At 69.4% G+C, this 14996-nt stretch carries 12 protein-coding genes; 5 read left to right on the top strand and 7 right to left on the bottom strand.

What is annotated here, in order from left to right:
- The coding region (locus ORI94_RS32180) for an Atu4866 domain-containing protein (protein ID WP_266082178.1) at positions 1–132 on the top strand (132 nt) is incomplete at its 5' end.
- Between the two features lie 274 nt (positions 133–406).
- Here ORI94_RS32180 and ORI94_RS32175 read toward each other — a convergent pair.
- The 6 genes from ORI94_RS32175 to ORI94_RS32150 all read right to left on the bottom strand — a co-directional run bounded on the left by ORI94_RS32175 (position 407) and on the right by ORI94_RS32150 (position 6824).
- Positions 407–832 carry an OsmC family peroxiredoxin gene (locus ORI94_RS32175; protein ID WP_266082168.1) on the bottom strand — a complete coding sequence of 142 codons (426 nt, stop codon included), beginning with the start codon at positions 830–832 and terminating at the stop codon, positions 407–409.
- A gap of 176 nt (positions 833–1008) precedes the next feature.
- Positions 1009–1602 (bottom strand): hypothetical protein, encoded by a 594-nt coding sequence (locus ORI94_RS32170; protein ID WP_266082176.1) that lies wholly within the window; start codon positions 1600–1602, stop codon positions 1009–1011.
- Between the two features lie 437 nt (positions 1603–2039).
- Positions 2040–2765, bottom strand: a complete 726-nt coding sequence (locus ORI94_RS32165; protein ID WP_266082166.1) for a glycoside hydrolase family 11 protein — start codon at positions 2763–2765, stop codon at positions 2040–2042.
- Positions 2766–4105: 1340 nt separating this feature from the next.
- Complete coding sequence (locus tag ORI94_RS32160; RefSeq protein WP_266082164.1) at positions 4106–4645, bottom strand: EF-hand domain-containing protein; 540 nt, start codon at positions 4643–4645, stop codon at positions 4106–4108.
- Between the two features lie 188 nt (positions 4646–4833).
- Positions 4834–5913, bottom strand: a complete 1080-nt coding sequence (locus tag ORI94_RS32155; RefSeq protein ID WP_266082162.1) for a methyltransferase — start codon at positions 5911–5913, stop codon at positions 4834–4836.
- Between the two features lie 113 nt (positions 5914–6026).
- Positions 6027–6824, bottom strand: a complete 798-nt coding sequence (locus ORI94_RS32150) for a phenylalanine 4-monooxygenase (RefSeq protein ID WP_266082160.1) — start codon at positions 6822–6824, stop codon at positions 6027–6029.
- A 311-nt stretch (positions 6825–7135) separates the two neighbouring features.
- On the opposite strand from ORI94_RS32150, the gene ORI94_RS32145 reads away from it, so the two are divergent.
- Positions 7136–8569 (top strand): pyridoxal-dependent decarboxylase, encoded by a 1434-nt coding sequence (locus tag ORI94_RS32145; protein ID WP_266082158.1) that lies wholly within the window; start codon positions 7136–7138, stop codon positions 8567–8569.
- Positions 8570–8638: 69 nt separating this feature from the next.
- Positions 8639–9961: a flavin monoamine oxidase family protein gene (locus ORI94_RS32140; protein ID WP_266082156.1), complete on the top strand. Its 1323-nt coding sequence runs from the start codon at positions 8639–8641 to the stop codon at positions 9959–9961.
- Between the two features lie 37 nt (positions 9962–9998).
- Here the strand turns inward: ORI94_RS32140 and ORI94_RS32135 are convergent, their stop codons facing one another.
- Positions 9999–11015 carry a class I SAM-dependent methyltransferase gene (locus tag ORI94_RS32135; protein ID WP_266082155.1) on the bottom strand — a complete coding sequence of 339 codons (1017 nt, stop codon included), beginning with the start codon at positions 11013–11015 and terminating at the stop codon, positions 9999–10001.
- Between the two features lie 311 nt (positions 11016–11326).
- On the opposite strand from ORI94_RS32135, the gene ORI94_RS32130 reads away from it, so the two are divergent.
- Complete coding sequence (locus ORI94_RS32130) at positions 11327–13093, top strand: carbamoyltransferase N-terminal domain-containing protein (protein WP_266082153.1); 1767 nt, start codon at positions 11327–11329, stop codon at positions 13091–13093.
- A gap of 331 nt (positions 13094–13424) precedes the next feature.
- Positions 13425–14543, top strand: a complete 1119-nt coding sequence (locus ORI94_RS32125; RefSeq protein ID WP_266082151.1) for a hypothetical protein — start codon at positions 13425–13427, stop codon at positions 14541–14543.
- Positions 14544–14996: the final 453 nt, after the last annotated feature.

Genomic DNA, 14996 nt, shown 5'->3' with positions numbered 1-14996 from the left:
CACGCCTACCAGGGCCGGTACTGGATCGACGGCGACCGGATCGACTACCTCGACGACCTCGGCTTCTGGGCCGTGGGCTACTTCCGCGGCGACGAACTCCACCACGTCGGCTACATCATGCACCTGGGCTGATCGCCCGCGCGGCCCCGGCACCGCACGCCGGGGCGCCCTCCCCGCCGGGCGTGCGGCACCCGAGGAGACAGCGGCGCGGTCAGTCGCAACGGAGCGGCCGGGGCCGGCCATCGGCCACACCGGCTACCTGTCCGGCACCGAGCCCGCCCTGTCCGACGGTTCGCGTGACCGCTCCGTGCACGGGCACGGCTGTTCCTGGTCCTGGCGGTACTCATGGCAAGGGATACCGCGCGCCCCCGCGGCGCGCGGTATCCCGGGAGATGGCCGGTCCGGTTCAGACGAGTTCGGCCGAGAGCGTGATCGTCGTGCCCGACAGGGCCTTGCTGAGCGGGCAGTTGGCCTTGGCGTCCTGCGCCGCCGTGACGAACGCGTCGTTGTCGATGCCGGAAACGGTGCCCTCGACGGTGAGGTGGATTCCGGTGACGCCCTCGCCGGGCTGGAACGTCACGTCGGCGGAGGTGACGAGCCTGGTGGGCGGGGTGCCCGCTTCTTCGAGGCCGTGCGACAGCGCCATGGAGAAGCAACTGGAGTGGGCCGCGGCGATCAGCTCTTCCGGGCTGGTCCTTCCGTTCGCCTGCTCGGCGCGCGACGGCCACGACACCGGCTGGTCACCGGTGCCGGAGGAATCGAAGGCGACGACGCCGCCTCCGGTGAGCAGGCCGCCTTCCCAGACGGTGTGTGCTGAGCGCTTGGTTGCCACGAGGGGTCCTTTTCTCTTGCCGTGCGTAGAGGGAAGCGATGGCGGGCCCGATGTCCCAGCTGCGGCCCGTGCGACCGGTCGTTCCACCCGGACCGCGCGTAGCCCGGCGGTCGGGCTCGTGCTCCGCCTCCACAGATTCTGCTGAAGAACCGACCGGCGGACATCGGCCGATCGGCCTATGTCGCTGGTCCACCTGTCTCGACGGGGGACGTCATGAACAGCAGGTGCGCACCGGGGCGCAGGGGGAGTAAAACCGTGCGTCCCATGGGTTCACGGTCAGGACGCAACCGGCCGGACCCGGGCAGACCGACGCCGGTGGCCCCGCCCGCGCGCCGGCTCCCCAGGCAGTCGCCCCTCTTCGGGGTCGTCATGTCGGTCGGGCCCGGCTCGACGACCCGACCGGCACCGTCGCGCGTCGGGCGGGACGGACAGCGATCCGGCCCAGGCGGCATCCGGACGGTGTCGTACCAGGTGCACGGGGTGCCGTCGGGCAGCCGGTTGGCGGGGAAGTACAGATCGTCGAAGACCACCAGGGAGCCCGGCCGGACGGCCGGGTCGAGGGATCCGCAGACGGTGAAGGACACCACGGCCTCTGCCTCGCAGGCCAGCAGGGCGGCGAGGTTCGCCTTGTGGTCGACCTGGCTGGAGAGCCGGTGGTGTCCGGCGCCGTGCCGGGACAGCTGCACGATCTCCGTGCCCCGCAGGCGTCCTTCGGTGACGGTGACGACGCCGTGGTCCGTGGTGACGGTCCGCTCGGCCGCCCCCTCCAGGTGGGGCCAGTCGTAGCTGCCGGAGCCGGTGACGGTCAGCGCTGGTCGATCGCGAGCCCGCGTGCCGCGAGTTCGGTCAGGCCGGGATCACATCGGCCTTGCAGTATCCGTGCGTTCAGGGGAGGCGAGTGCTGCGGGCACGTTCGTCAGGCCGGTCAGGTCACGGACTGGTTCGTCGGGCTGCCGCACACCGCCGAATCGCCCGCGCAGTTCCCCGAGGCGGCGCACCGCCCGCGCAAAGAGGCGCCGTTCGGGCAGCGCCGTCGTGCTCGTGGGGTGGGATGTCGCCGATCGCTGTGTGGAGGTGCTGGTTGTCGAACCGGTCGGCCTCCCCCGGCCTTCGGCCGGGGGTGCCCCCACCGCGGTGGGGGGTTCGCCACGGCTGCGGGATCCGCCACGAGGCCGGAGCCCGCAGCCGGTTGTTCGCCGGACAGAGGTCAGCCGCTGACCGTGAGGTTCGAGCTTCCGCTGCTCCGGTACCCCTCGGTGGCCATGATCATGTAGTACCTGAACTGGCCCATGTTCATGCCCGCACGCGCCCAGGCGTCGAAGTGGTTGCCGGTGGTGATGGTGCCGGAGCCGCTGGTGATCTTCGACTGCCGGACGCTCCAGTACTGGTCGAAGGTGCGGGTGCCCTCGACGGAAGGGGCGTTGTACCGCGTCGTCTTGTAGATGTCGTACGTGCCGCCGTCGCTGTGGACGGTGCCCCTGTACTCGCCGGTGGGCCGGTAGCTGCCCCAGTTGTCGACGATGTAGTACTCCACCAGCGGGTTCGACGTCCAGCCGTAGAGGCAGCCGTAGCCGTTGCCCGACGGGTTGAAGTAGCCGGTGTAGCGGACCGTCCTGCGCCCGCCGGTGTTCCAGCCCTTGCCGGCGACGAAGTTGCCGCAGTTGGTCCACCGGGTGCTGTAGCTGCCGCCGCCGTTGAGCGTCATGGAGACGGAGCCGCCGCCGTCGGTCCAGAACGAGTAGTACATGCCGTCGTAGCCGGTCTGGTTGGTGGTGATGGTGGTGGCGGCGTGGGCGGTGCCGGGCAGCAGCAGTCCGGACGCGGTGGCGAGCGCGACGGTGCCGGCGCCGCCGAGGAAGCCTCGTCGGCTCAAGCCGCTGGAGGGAGCGGGGTTCTGCTGGATCTGGTCCTGCTGTGTGCCGTCCTGTTGCATGCGTCCTCCCGATGAAGGCTGGTGGGGGGCGGGCGGCTCCTGCTGCCCGCGGCCTTGCATGGAACACGGCGGGGGTCGCCCGTCGTCGTGCCGCAACGACCGACCGCCCTCCCCGGTCACATGACGTGAGGGGAACGACGGTCTCCTGTCGTTCGGTGGCCATAGTTTTCGTAAAGCACAATGGACCTGTCAACAGTTTCGGCAACCTTTCGGAAACATCCCCTTCATCAGGAGAGGTCTCGGCGAGTACGTCTTTGCTGTTCAAGACACCTCTCACGCGAACCACCGCAAGGGATGGAGCACAACAGAGAAGGGGCACAACGCAAGCGTGTGCACAATGCGCGAAACTTTCGAAGGGGCGTGGACGCGACTGCGACAGCCGCGCCTCCGCTGGATCCGCCCTCGCTCCGCTCGCCGAGTGGGCCTTCGTGCAGCCGCTGGCGCCCCGGTCCGAGCGGGGCCGCAGGCGGCTGGACGACCGGACGGTCCTCGACGGGATCGTGTGGAAGTTGCGGCCCCGGGCTGTCCGGCAGTGCCAGCCCGTCCCGACGCTGCCGGGGCCGCTTGCCGCTCGGCTCGGCATCCCCCGAGTCGAACTGCCCCCAGCTTCAGCCGGATCGCTGCGACAACCCGGTGGTGAAGGTCTCTCGCCTCACTCGGTTCCATGGCGCCTCGTGGCGCACCCACCCGCTGCGACAAGACCGCCGAGTCCCACCAGGCAGCCGTCACCCTCGCATCGCTGCTGATGTGGGCATGACATTTGACGACGACTCCCAGCGGTGATCGCCGCAGAGCTGTGCCAGCGGCTCCCCGACAAGGCAGTCAAGGGGCATCGCAATACACTGATCCAGTCGGCCTCGCCGACCGGAGTCGAGCGTCAAGAGTCCCGATGATCGGGCATCACGCAGCCGCTCCCATCGGCCACTCCAGCACAAGTCCGCAGGCGAGGCAGGCCCGACGGGCTCGACCTGTTAGATGTCGCGAAGCAGGTCGAGACACACCCGCGCTACCGCCGAACCCCAGGTCAGCGACCCTTCTCGGCAGGCTCAAGGACCGCGACGCACTCCACACGCGAGACCACCGGAAAGATGCCGGCCGGAACAAGCCGGAGAAAATCCCAGGTCAGGGCAAAATTCTCCGCTTCCTGCCAGAGGTACGGGCTCCCAGGCGTCGAGCGAGCGTCACAGCCGGCAGCCGGCCCTCCTGCTCCGGGGCATCACAGGCCGGCACGTCCCACTCCCCTGACTTCACCGCGTTCGCTCGAGACGCAGACGCGTACAGACGGGCGCCCGCCCGGCCGGAGGGCCGGCCGGGCGGGCGTATGTCACTGCGGCAGCGGGTCAGCCTCGGATGCGGCCGAAGATCGGGGCGCTCGGCGCAGCGGGGTCGTCGCTGAGGTAGTACTCGCGCATCGCCGTGCGGTACTCGCTGCGGGAGACCTGTCCGTCGCCGTCCTGGTCCAGGCCCGCGACGGCCTGGTCCAACTCGGGCTGCGGCACGCCGTAGGCGCTCAGCATGCGGCCGATCTCGTCACGGTTGAGGACGCCGTCCCCGTCGGTGTCGGCGAGGTCGAACTCGGCGTCGAGGGCCTGGTCGATGACCTGCATGAACTTGTTCTGCCGAGCGCCGGCGAAGGCCGTCTCGAACTCCTGCTTCGTGACCTGGCCGTCGCCGTCGCTGTCGGCCAGCTCGGCGAGCCTCTGCCAGCACTTGGTGTAGGTGCTGCGGACCTTGGAGGCGGCCGGCGACGCCTCGTCGAACGACCGGATGAGGCGCTCGGCGATGCGCTCGAAGTCGTCCGCGGCGATGACGCCGTTGCCGTCCTCGTCGATCGCGTCGAAGACGCGGTGGGACTTGTCCAGGATCGCGGTGGCGGCCATGAGGGTACCTTTCCAATACGTGGGGGCGACGCAGACCGAAACATCACGTCTCGCACATGCTCCGGCACGCAACGTGTTCGTCAGCTGCATGCAACCACGGAGGAGCCCCGGACGCATCCCGGTGACACGAGGCGGTCGGCGGTTTCTCGCTCGTCTGACGGATGCCGGCGGGAAAGCCCGCGCGCCCCTCAGGCAGGGTTTACCTCCATCAGGCTGACGGGGGCCTGCGGCAGGTGGAGCGCATGGAGCCGCAACCCTGCCCGGGCATAGAGGTCTTCGAACTCCGTGCGGCTGCGGACCCTGGCGCTGCCCATGCACATCTGGAACAGGTCGACCGTGCGACCCATGTGGAAGGGGTGCCCTGAGGGGCCGGTGCCGGCGGGGTGGTCCGCCAGGCAGTCGAGGACCAGGACCCGCCCGTGTCCGGGGAGCACGGCCGCCACGTTGCGCAGCAGTCGCAGCGCCTGCTCGTCACCCCAGTCCATCAGCACGAACGACAGCAGATAGGTGTCGCCGCCCGCGGGTACGGCCTGGAACATGTCACCCCCCGCCACGGAGCACCGGTCCGCCAGCCCCGCGTCCGTCAGCGCCTGCTGGGCGCCGGTGACGGTGGCCGGCTGGTCGAACAGCGTGCCGTCGATGTGGGGGTTGGCGGTGAGAACTGCGGTCAGCACCTGGCCCAGCCCGCCGCCGATGTCGACGATCCGGCGTACGTCCCGGTAGTCGTAGGAGAGCGCGGTGGGGATCTGGAGAGCCTTGGCCACCGACACCATCCCGGCGTCGAACACCTGCCGCTCCTGTGGACGGCCGTGCAGCCAGGTCCAGTAGCAGTCGGTCCCGAGGACGTCCTTGACGGGGGCGTCACCGGTGGAGACCGCGTGCTGGAGCCGCTCGAAGACCCGCCACATCCACGGCTCGCTCTGGAGCACCGCGAGGTCTCGCATGGACCGGGGGTGATCGGTGCGGAGGTGCTGTCCCAGCTCGCCGAGGGCGAACACGCCGGGCGAGACCTCACGGACGACCCCGACACCGGTCAGCGAACCCAGCAACCGGCGCAGTCCTGCAGGATCGCTGCCGGTTCGGGCGGCCAGATCATCCACGGTCCGGTCCTGGCCGGCGAACGCGTCCGCGACGCCCAGGCGCGCGAACGCGCCCACGGCCTGCCCGACCCAGAACCCCAGAGTGATCTCCACCAACCGCACCGCGGCCGGGTCGTGCACCTGGGTTCCCGTGTCCTGTGACCGACTACCGACGTTCGTCATGGCCATCGTTTCGCCACCGCCTTTCCGACACGTACATGAGGTACGAAGCCGAGATATACATGCACCCGTGGTGGGGGGCCTCCGCCGACACCCCGGCCTCAAGTGAGGGAATCTCGGTTTCAGACACGCGCCAAGAAGGAACGGACTTCACGGACCATCTCCTCGACGGACTGCGCGATGAACAGCCTTCCCTGGTAAGTGGAGATATCATAGTCTGATGTAATCATTTCCTGGATGGAGAATTTCTCGACCGGGCAGGTGTCGAGTTTGGCGAGTTCTCCGCTCGACGACAGGAGAGCCGCCCCGTACGCCTTGGCCCGGCCATCCTCCTGCACGAGCCCTGTCTCCATCGTGAACCAGAAGACCTGACTGATCGCCTGAAGGTCCTGCTCGGAACCAGCGTTGTTCGCGGCTTTTCCGAACAGCCGGTAGAGATCGGCGAACAGCGGGTCGGCCAGCATGACGGCATGCCCGACGAGTTCGTGCAGCATGTCGGGTTCCGGGCTGTAGTGGGGCCGGCTGGGACACCGCAGATACATGGTCGTCGAGAAGATGCCGTCGCCGAAGCGCCCGTAGAACTCCTTCACCGGGGCCAGGCCGTCGACCGGGAGCAGCCGGAACCCTGTGAGGCTGTCCAGGCGCTGCCCGAGGTCGTCGATCCTGGGCGTGTGGGTGACGGGCAGCGGCAGCCGCTCCTTGGCCTGGAGGTAGCGGGTACTCGCGACGCGGGGGTGTACGGCGTTGAGCTTCGAGACCATCGTGCCCCACAGCAGATCTTCCTCTGCGCTGTAGGCCACCGGGTGCGAGTTGGGACCGCCCGCGCTGCGGATCGCCTCCGTGATCTCCCTCCTGCGCCGGGCGCAGGGCTCGTCAAGCCCCCCTCCCGCCTCCACGCGGTGCTCATCCGCACGACTCATGGCTGGTCACCCGTCCCCGTTCCGGTGCTTTAAGGACCTTGTACACGAAGACATTTTCCACTCGGGACGCTCGCCCGAGGTATCCCACGCCGGGAACTCGCGGCCTCGTCGGACGACCGAATAGGGTGAATTCCGCGCCCGCAGGTTCTCTGTTCTCGCGCCTCCCTGCTTCACTGAGCGCCGTGGCCATTGCCTCGGGTCTCCGGGAGCTGCGGCCTGAAAAACGGTCCGGCCTCCGGCAGGAGCCGGGCTGGAATCCACGCTAGGCCATTTGGAGTACGGTGTCGGGAAGCAGTGTCGTTCATGGGCATATGACGCCGGATGAGTTCCGCCGTTACGGCCGGCAGGTGGTCGACTGGATCGCCGCGTACCAGGAGAAGATCGAGTCGTACCCGGTGCGGTCCCGGATCGCACCGGGTGAGGTGCTGGACGCGCTGCCGCAGAGCCCCCCGGAGACCGGCGAGGGGTTCGAGGGGGTCATGGCGGACCTGGACCGGGTGCTGCTACCCGGCATCACGCACTGGCAGCACCCCTCCTTCTTCGCGTACTTCCCGGCCAACGCCAGTGGCCCGGCGATCCTGGGCGACCTCCTCTCGTCCGGACTGGGCGTTCAGGGCATGCTGTGGGCCACCAGTCCGGCCTGTACCGAGCTCGAGACCCGGGTGATGGACTGGCTGGTGGACCTGCTGGGGCTGCCGGACGCGTTCCGGGAGAACGGCGTCATCCAGGACTCGGCGTCCAGCGCAGCGCTGGTGGCGGTCGTCGCCGCACTGCATCGGGCGGGCGGCGGGAAGCCGGGGCAGGAGGGCATCACCGTGCCGTACACGGTCTACACCAGCTCGGAGACCCACTCCTCGCTGGTGAAGGCCGCACGGATCTGTGGGGTCGGCGCGGCTGCCGTGCGCGTGGTGGACGTCGATCAGCGGACCCTGGCGATGGACCCGGCCGGCCTGGAGACGATGATCGCCCGGGACCGCGCGGCCGGTGCGGTTCCCCTGCTGGCGTGCGCGACCGTCGGCACCACCTCCACCACCGCGATCGACCCGGTGGCCGGGATCGGCGCGGTGTGCCGCCGCAACAGCGTCTGGCTGCACGTGGACGCGGCCTACGCGGGTGTGGCGGCGGTGTGCCCGGAACTGCGGTGGCTCAACGACGGACTGGCTCAGTACGCCGACTCCTACGTCACCAACCCGCACAAGTGGATGCTCACCAACTTCGACTGCACCGCGCTGTGGGTGGCCGACCGCACACCGCTGGTGGGCGCGCTCTCGGTCCTCCCCGAGTACCTGCGCAACCAGGCCACCGCCTCCGGCGAGGTCATCGACTACCGCGACTGGCAGATCCCGCTCGGCCGCCGCTTCCGCGCGCTCAAGCTGTGGTCGGTGATCCGCTGGTACGGCGCGCAGGGGTTGCGGGCACACATCCGCAGCGGGGTGGGACTGGCGCGGCAGCTGGCCGGGTGGATCGAGGCCGACGCGGCATTCCACCTGCACCCGCACCACCCGCTGGGCCTGGTCTGCTTCCGCCCTCTGTGGCCCCAGCTCCCCGAGGCCGAGGCGGACGCGGCCACGCTGCGTGTGATGCAACGGCTGAACGACTCCGGCGACCTGTACCTCACCCACACCAAGGCCGGCGGCCGGGTACTGCTGCGCATGGCCATCGGCACTCCGGGCACCGAGCAGCGGCACGTGCGAACGGCCTGGGACCGGATCACCGCCGCGGTGGCCTCCGAGACCGCCCCCTGACACCCAGCGAGGCGATCGAGCCGCTTCGCACCGCACGCAGAAACCTCGGCCGACCTTCCAGGAGCACACATGCACGACGTGATCGTCATCGGCGGCGGCATCTCCGGTGCCACCGCCGCCCGCGAACTGGGGACAGCAGGGCATTCCGTGCTGCTGCTGGAAGCCCGCGACCGCCTCGGGGGACGCACCTGGACCAGCACCTTCCCCGGTACCGGCACACCTGTCGACCTCGGCGGCATGTGGCTGGGCCGCCGCGACACCTTCCTCCACATCTACGCCGAGGCCGACCGCTATCGACTGCCCGTCACCCAAAGCCCCAGCACGACCGTCAGCAGCCTGTTCATCGACGGCACGCGCCACACCGACCCGCAGGCCCTGCCCCCCGGCTACGGTGCCGAAATCGATGATGCCGTCCGGCGCATCACCCTCACCGCCCATGCCACTCGCCCCCACCTCCACGACCCCGACCACACCCGCCCCCTGGACGTGTCGGTTCGCCGGTACCTGGCCACGCTCGGCCTGTCCGCCACAGCGGTCGCCACCCTCAGCCGGCAGGCGTCGGTGCACTACGGGGCCCCCGCCGACGAGGTCTCCGCCCTGTACCTTCTCGGCGAGATCGCCACCCGCTACACCCCGTTCGCGCAGCAGACGCTGGCCCTCGATGTCCTCGACAGCTTCCGCGACGGGACGAAGGCCCTCCTGGACGCCCTCATCGCCGATGCCGACGCCGAACTCCACCTCTCCTCACCCGTTCGCCGTGTCGTCCAGACCTCCGACCGCGTCGAGGTCATCACCGAGTCCGCGGAGCGGTTCCTCGCCCGCACCGCGATCGTCGCCACTCCGTTGAACTGCTGGCAGAACATCGACTTCCGCCCGGCCCTGCACCCCGCAAAGCAGGCCGTCGCCTCCCAGGGGCACGCCGGCCACTTCGCCAAGGTCTGGTTGCTGGCCGAGGACCTGCCCGAGCCGCACTTCTTCGCCGCGGGCAGCCCGGACGGGTTCCAGTGGATCCGTACGGAAAGGATCACCGAACAGGGCAGTCTGCTCACCGGCTTCGGCGACCCCGTAGCCTCCCCCGACCTGTACACCCTGGGCGGGGCGCAGAAAGCCCTGGCCGCCTACGCGCCCTCGTCCCGCGTCACAGCGGTGCACAGCCACGACTGGAACCAGGACCCCTACGCCCGCGGCACCTGGATCGCCTACCGCCCCGGCTGGCTCACCACCCACGGGCCCGCCATCAGCGCCCCCGAAGGACGCGTCGCCTTCGCCGGAGGCGACACGTCGACCAGTTACAACGCCCTGTGGATGGACGGGGCCGTCGAAACCGGCATCCGCGCCTCCGCCCACACCCGCACTCTGCTAGACACACCGGTCGCCATCACTCATGTCTGATCCGGCGCCGAGAGAGCCCTACGTGAGCGCCCGGCGCTCAGCGCACGCCAGGCCCCGGACCGTCGCCGATCGGCAGCAGATTGCCCGCGACGCGAGGTACGCAGCGGTCGAGCCCGACGCCGCGACCGGCGATCACCTCGAAGCCCGTCGGCCGCAGCCGCAGCTCGATCGCCCGCAGCCGGTCGAGATTCCCCAACGCGCGGACGCGGGCCCGCAGGGCCGACCGGTCGAAGAGGTCCTCGGGCCGTACGAATACCGCGCCACCGTCGGTTTCCGTCTCCTCGCCCGCGAGATCGACGAGGCCGATGCCACCCGGGTGGTAGACCCGGTCCGCGGCCAGCCAGGTCACGGGCAGGTCCGCGAACAGCCCGGGCATGTCGGCGAAGCGCATCGGCAGGACCACAGGGTTGAGGTACGCGTCGACGTCCGCGACGTCCTGTTCGGCCGCGGTCAGGGGGGTACCGGTCCAGCCGGTGGGAAAGCCGTAGTCCGCGAGGGACAGTTCGAGTCCGAGGTCACGGATGGTGGCGAGCCCGCCCTCGTGGCTGCCGGGCGGCGTGAGCAGTCGCACGAGTTCCCGGTCCAGCATCCGGCTGTGTTCGCCGACCGCGTCGTACAGCCATAGATGGATCAGCCCGTCGTCCGCCATGTGCTCGGTGAGCCACCGCAACCCGGCCCGCGGAGAGGGGAGATGATGCAGGACCCCGCAGCAGACCACGAGGTCGAACCGGCGCCGCAGGTCCAGTTCGGGCATGCTGCCGTAAACGAGTTCGACATTGGTCACCTCGTGCCACTCGGCGCTCCGCCGCGCGATCTCGATGGAGCGGCGACAGGCGTCCACTCCCGTGAACCGGGCCCGGGGGTAACGCTTGGCGAGCGCCAGCAGGATGGAGCCGGTTCCACACCCGGCGTCAAGCACCTCCCAGCCCTCCAGCTCCGAGTCGCGCAGAACGAAGGGGAGATGGTCGGCGATCATGTCCATGAGCGGAGCGTCTTCCGCCGGGGACGGGAAGGGAAAGTCCTCGTAGAGGCTTGCGACGTCGCTTGTCGTCATGTCGGGTGCCACCTTCCTGATGTCCGATTCGGGAGCGCCGACACCAGAAAGCAGCGGCTTTCCCGTGGCCTGCCGGGCAGTCTAAGCAGACATCTCATGCCTCCACGAAATTTTCCCCGGAACGGCGCGGTGTCCAGGTTCACCACGTTCGACCAACCGGCCGAACCCGGCAGCTCCGGGGCGTGAAGCACATGCTCACGGGCACACTGCCATGCCCGTCCGTCGTTGACACCACAGGTTGTCAGCGCTTCGGGAGCGGCCCGCTGTCCACCTTTTCCAAAACCCCGGAATCCGCGAGAACCCATTAATTGATGAAATCCGGAAACCATCCCGTCGCCTACGAGGCGCGGTTGCCCGGACGAGACCTCGAAGAAGAGAGACTGCAAGAAATGCTGATCTGCGGGCTGAAGCTCACCCATGACGGCGGTATCGCCGTCGTCGAGGACGGCACACTGCTGTGCAGCATCGAGATGGAGAAGCTGGACGGCAACCCGCGCTTCCAGCCGCTGGATCGGCTGGAAGTCATCGAGGACGTCCTGGCCGGGCAAGGAGTGGGACTGTCCGATCTCGATGCCGTCGTGATCGACGGGTGGATGGCGGCACCGGGTGAACCCGCACCCGTGCTGCGCGAGGTGACGCACCACGGACGGCCGGTGGCACTCGAGGTCGCACCGTACAGCGAGGAGGACGGCGGCGCCGGGCCGGCGCTGAGTCGCTACGAGTTCGACGGTCTGCCACTGGGCGGCCGTGTCGTCCGGTACGCCAGTTATCACCACGTGACGCAGCATCTGCTCGGCGCCTACTGCACCAGCCCGTTCGCCACACGCGGGGAGCCCGCGCTGGCGGTGGTCTGGGACGGCGGCACCGTTCCGCGGCTGTACCGTGTGGACGCCGCCCCGTTCCGGGTACGGAGCCTGGGGTCGCTCCTTCCCGTCTACGGCAACGCCTTTGCCGACTACTGCGCCCAGTGGGACCCGTTCCGCTCCCCCGCGGCAGCGCTGCAGGACGCGCAGGAGATCAGCAACGCCGCGGTACCGCGGAACCTCAACGTGGCGGGCAAGGCGATGGCCTACGCCGCCCTGGGACGGGACGAGCCGGCCCTGTACCGGCACTTCGACACCCGACTGGGCCGTGTCCCGCTCACGTTCGACACCGGGATCGAGCTGGCCGAGCAGTGCCGGGCGCACCGTGCCACCGTGTGGCCGGGCGGCTCGGACGCCGACTTCATCGCGAGCTTCCAGGGCTATCTCGGCACCAGGCTGCTGACCGCGCTACGCGAGCGCGTCGCGGAGCTCGCTCCGGACCTGCGCAGCCCGAACCTGTGCCTGTCGGGCGGCTGCGCTCTCAACATCAAATGGAATAGTCTGATCCGGTCCAGCGGTCTCTTCCGCGAGGTATGGATTCCACCGTTCCCGAACGACTCCGGCGCCGCGATCGGCACGGCGGTCGCCGAGATGGCCTGCCAGGAAGGCAGAACCTCCCTGGACTGGGACGTGTTCCGCGGCCCTCAGCTGCCGCCGGTGACCGACGTACCGGGCTGGGCATGGGAGCCGTGCGACGCCGCCGGGCTCGCCAAGGTGCTCCACGAGACCGCGGAGCCGGTAGTGGTCCTCACCGGGCGGGCCGAGTTGGGTCCCCGCGCACTGGGCGGCCGCAGCATCCTCGCCCCGGCCACCGACCCGAAGACGAAGGACCGGCTCAACCACATCAAAGGCCGTGCCGCGTACCGTCCGGTCGCCCCGATCTGCCTGGAACACCGGGCACCGGAGGTCTTCTCCCCCGGTTGCCCGGACCCGTACATGCTCTTCGACCATGCGGTGCGACCCCGGTGGTCCGAGAGGATCCCGGCCGTCGTCCACCTCGACGGCACAGCCCGGCTCCAGACCGTGACCGAGCGCGACAGCCCGCTGCTGGCAGCGGTGCTCGCGGAGTACGAGCAGCTCAGCGGCGTACCGGTGCTGTGCAACACCAGCGCCAACGACCAGGGGCGCGGTTTCTTCCCCGACGTACGCACGGCGGCGCGCTGGGGCCGTGTGGACCTCCTGTGGTCGGAAGGGCGCCTGTACTCCCGACGGTGACGGCGCGCGACACCGGTGGGCGACCGGGGCCGCCCGCCGGAACACCGCGCCTCCCGGCCCAGGGCGCGAGATCACTGACAGGCCGTCAGAACGAGTGTCAAGACGGCCTGCAGCCGTGCGGTCCTGGATCGAGGAGGCGCACCCCTCGCCCCCGCACGACTCGCGAAACAGCAGGTCAGCGGCGTTCACATCCCGGTGTCGATCACCTTGCGGGCACACACCGGAGCCAGTGGCTCATAGTGTTCGAACGGACACGGTGAGTGCTTGCGGTGCAGGTGGGCGTGAGCGGATCATGAGTGGCCCCCCAGCCTCCAGGAAGGACGCCCGGCTCATGGCTCACCGCAAGGTGTATCTCGCCGTCGGCAGGACCAACACCCGGATCTACCGCTTCGACCCCATCGACGGGGACACCCGCCTCGTCGGCAGCGTCCCGCCCTACGAGCCCGGCTACACGGCCATGGGCGCTCAGTACCGTGGCGACGACACCGAGCCCTTGTTGCTGGCAGTGAGCCGCAACAAGCTCATCACCATCGACGTGGCGGCCGGCACCCTGAAGGACCAGGTGATCGACGGGCTGCCGAGCGGACCCTGGTTCGACGGTGACACGGATCCCGACGGGAAGATCCTCTTCGTCGTCAGCAACCCCGACGTGCACAGCTACGCCATCGATGTGGCGGCCGGGAAGGCCACGCCCCGGAACGCACCGGGAGGCGGCCGGTGGGACGACTTCGCCTACCACCCCAAGGACGGACGGCTGATCTCGGTGGAGGGCGACAACGGCGACCTGCTGCTCGTCGATCCGAGTCGGCAGCCCATGAGGACCGTCCTCAAGAAGGAGGTCTTCCCGCCCGCGGAAGCCAGCGCCGCGGCAGGCTCGCGCAAGTCGTACTCCGCCACCTTCTTCGACCAGGACGGCAACTTCTACGCGGTCGACTCCGCGGGCAACGTCAACCACCTCGACCTGACCAGGGCCGCGATCCCCGACCACTCCCAGCGCATCGGACAGGGAAGGGTACCTGTCGGCGCCCTCGAAATCATGAACGGCGCCGGACGCATCACCCCTCTGCCGCTCCCGCCCAGCTACGACGAGATCGCCGTGTCCAAGAAGTTCAACCGGACATGGGAGAGCAGCGAGCCCCGGGGCAGGGTGTACAGCTTCGAACTCACGCTCACCGCCGTCAGCAAGGACAGCGGCAAGGCCGAGGACGTCAAGAGGTTCCGGATCTCCTTCGACCTGCCCACGGTGAAGGGCGCGAAAGCCGAAGCATCCGGCGTGGACGTCATCGCCCAGGACGGGAAGGCGTACCTGGAATCCCAGAACGACCAGTTCCTTGCCGCGGGCACCTCCCGGCCGATCACCGTACAGGTCACCGTACCGGGCGACCCGGCTCACCTGCCCCAGGAGTACCCCCTCGACGGCCTCAAGGCCACGCGCCTGCCCAGCCGCTGATCGCATCCGCGCTGGGCAACGACCCTTCGGTCACGGACCGATACCGGGCGTCACCTCCCGCGGAACCGTAACCATCGCGCCCCGACACAGCGTCATGGCGGCCGGCCGCCACCACCCGCGCCGGCGCCCCCACAGCTGCGCGCCCGCGGACGGCCGCCGGAGACGCTCACGGGCTGCGGACCACCCACCGGTCGAGAGTTCCGGGCCTCCGCTGCCCCATCCGCAGATGTGCCCGGCTCCCCGATCGAGCAGGCGGGCTGACGGATCTCCGCCGCAACGCCCACCCATGCCTACGCGCCGGCCCCGGAGAGTCGCTCATCCACCCCCGCTGCGTGGTGCGTCCAGCGCCGCGTCCCCCCGGAAACACGAAGGAGTCTCATGAGCCTGATCGCCCCCGGAGCACCGCCGGCCGCCCGGAGTACGGCAGGGCAGGGCATCCCTTCCACATCACCA

The sequence above is a fragment of the Streptomyces sp. NEAU-W12 genome (genome assembly GCF_026242095.1).
Classification (GTDB): Bacteria; Actinomycetota; Actinomycetes; order Streptomycetales; family Streptomycetaceae; genus Streptomyces.
The sequence above is the reverse complement of the archived record's forward strand: the minus strand, read 5'-3'. Positions and strand labels throughout refer to the sequence as shown.

Bases quoted from the DNA above. Each gene is read 5' to 3' on its own strand.
- ORI94_RS32135 (WP_266082155.1), bottom strand. From the start codon at position 11,015: ATGACGACAAGCGACGTCGCAAGCCTCTACGAGGACTTTCCCTTCCCG.
- ORI94_RS32155 (WP_266082162.1), bottom strand. From the start codon at position 5,913: ATGGCCATGACGAACGTCGGTAGTCGGTCACAGGACACGGGAACCCAG.
- ORI94_RS32125 (WP_266082151.1), top strand. From the start codon at position 13,425: ATGGCTCACCGCAAGGTGTATCTCGCCGTCGGCAGGACCAACACCCGG.
- ORI94_RS32150 (WP_266082160.1), bottom strand. From the start codon at position 6,824: ATGAGTCGTGCGGATGAGCACCGCGTGGAGGCGGGAGGGGGGCTTGAC.
- ORI94_RS32165 (WP_266082166.1), bottom strand. From the start codon at position 2,765: ATGCAACAGGACGGCACACAGCAGGACCAGATCCAGCAGAACCCCGCT.
- ORI94_RS32160 (WP_266082164.1), bottom strand. From the start codon at position 4,645: ATGGCCGCCACCGCGATCCTGGACAAGTCCCACCGCGTCTTCGACGCG.
- ORI94_RS32140 (WP_266082156.1), top strand. From the start codon at position 8,639: ATGCACGACGTGATCGTCATCGGCGGCGGCATCTCCGGTGCCACCGCC.
- ORI94_RS32145 (WP_266082158.1), top strand. From the start codon at position 7,136: ATGACGCCGGATGAGTTCCGCCGTTACGGCCGGCAGGTGGTCGACTGG.
- ORI94_RS32130 (WP_266082153.1), top strand. From the start codon at position 11,327: ATGAAATCCGGAAACCATCCCGTCGCCTACGAGGCGCGGTTGCCCGGA.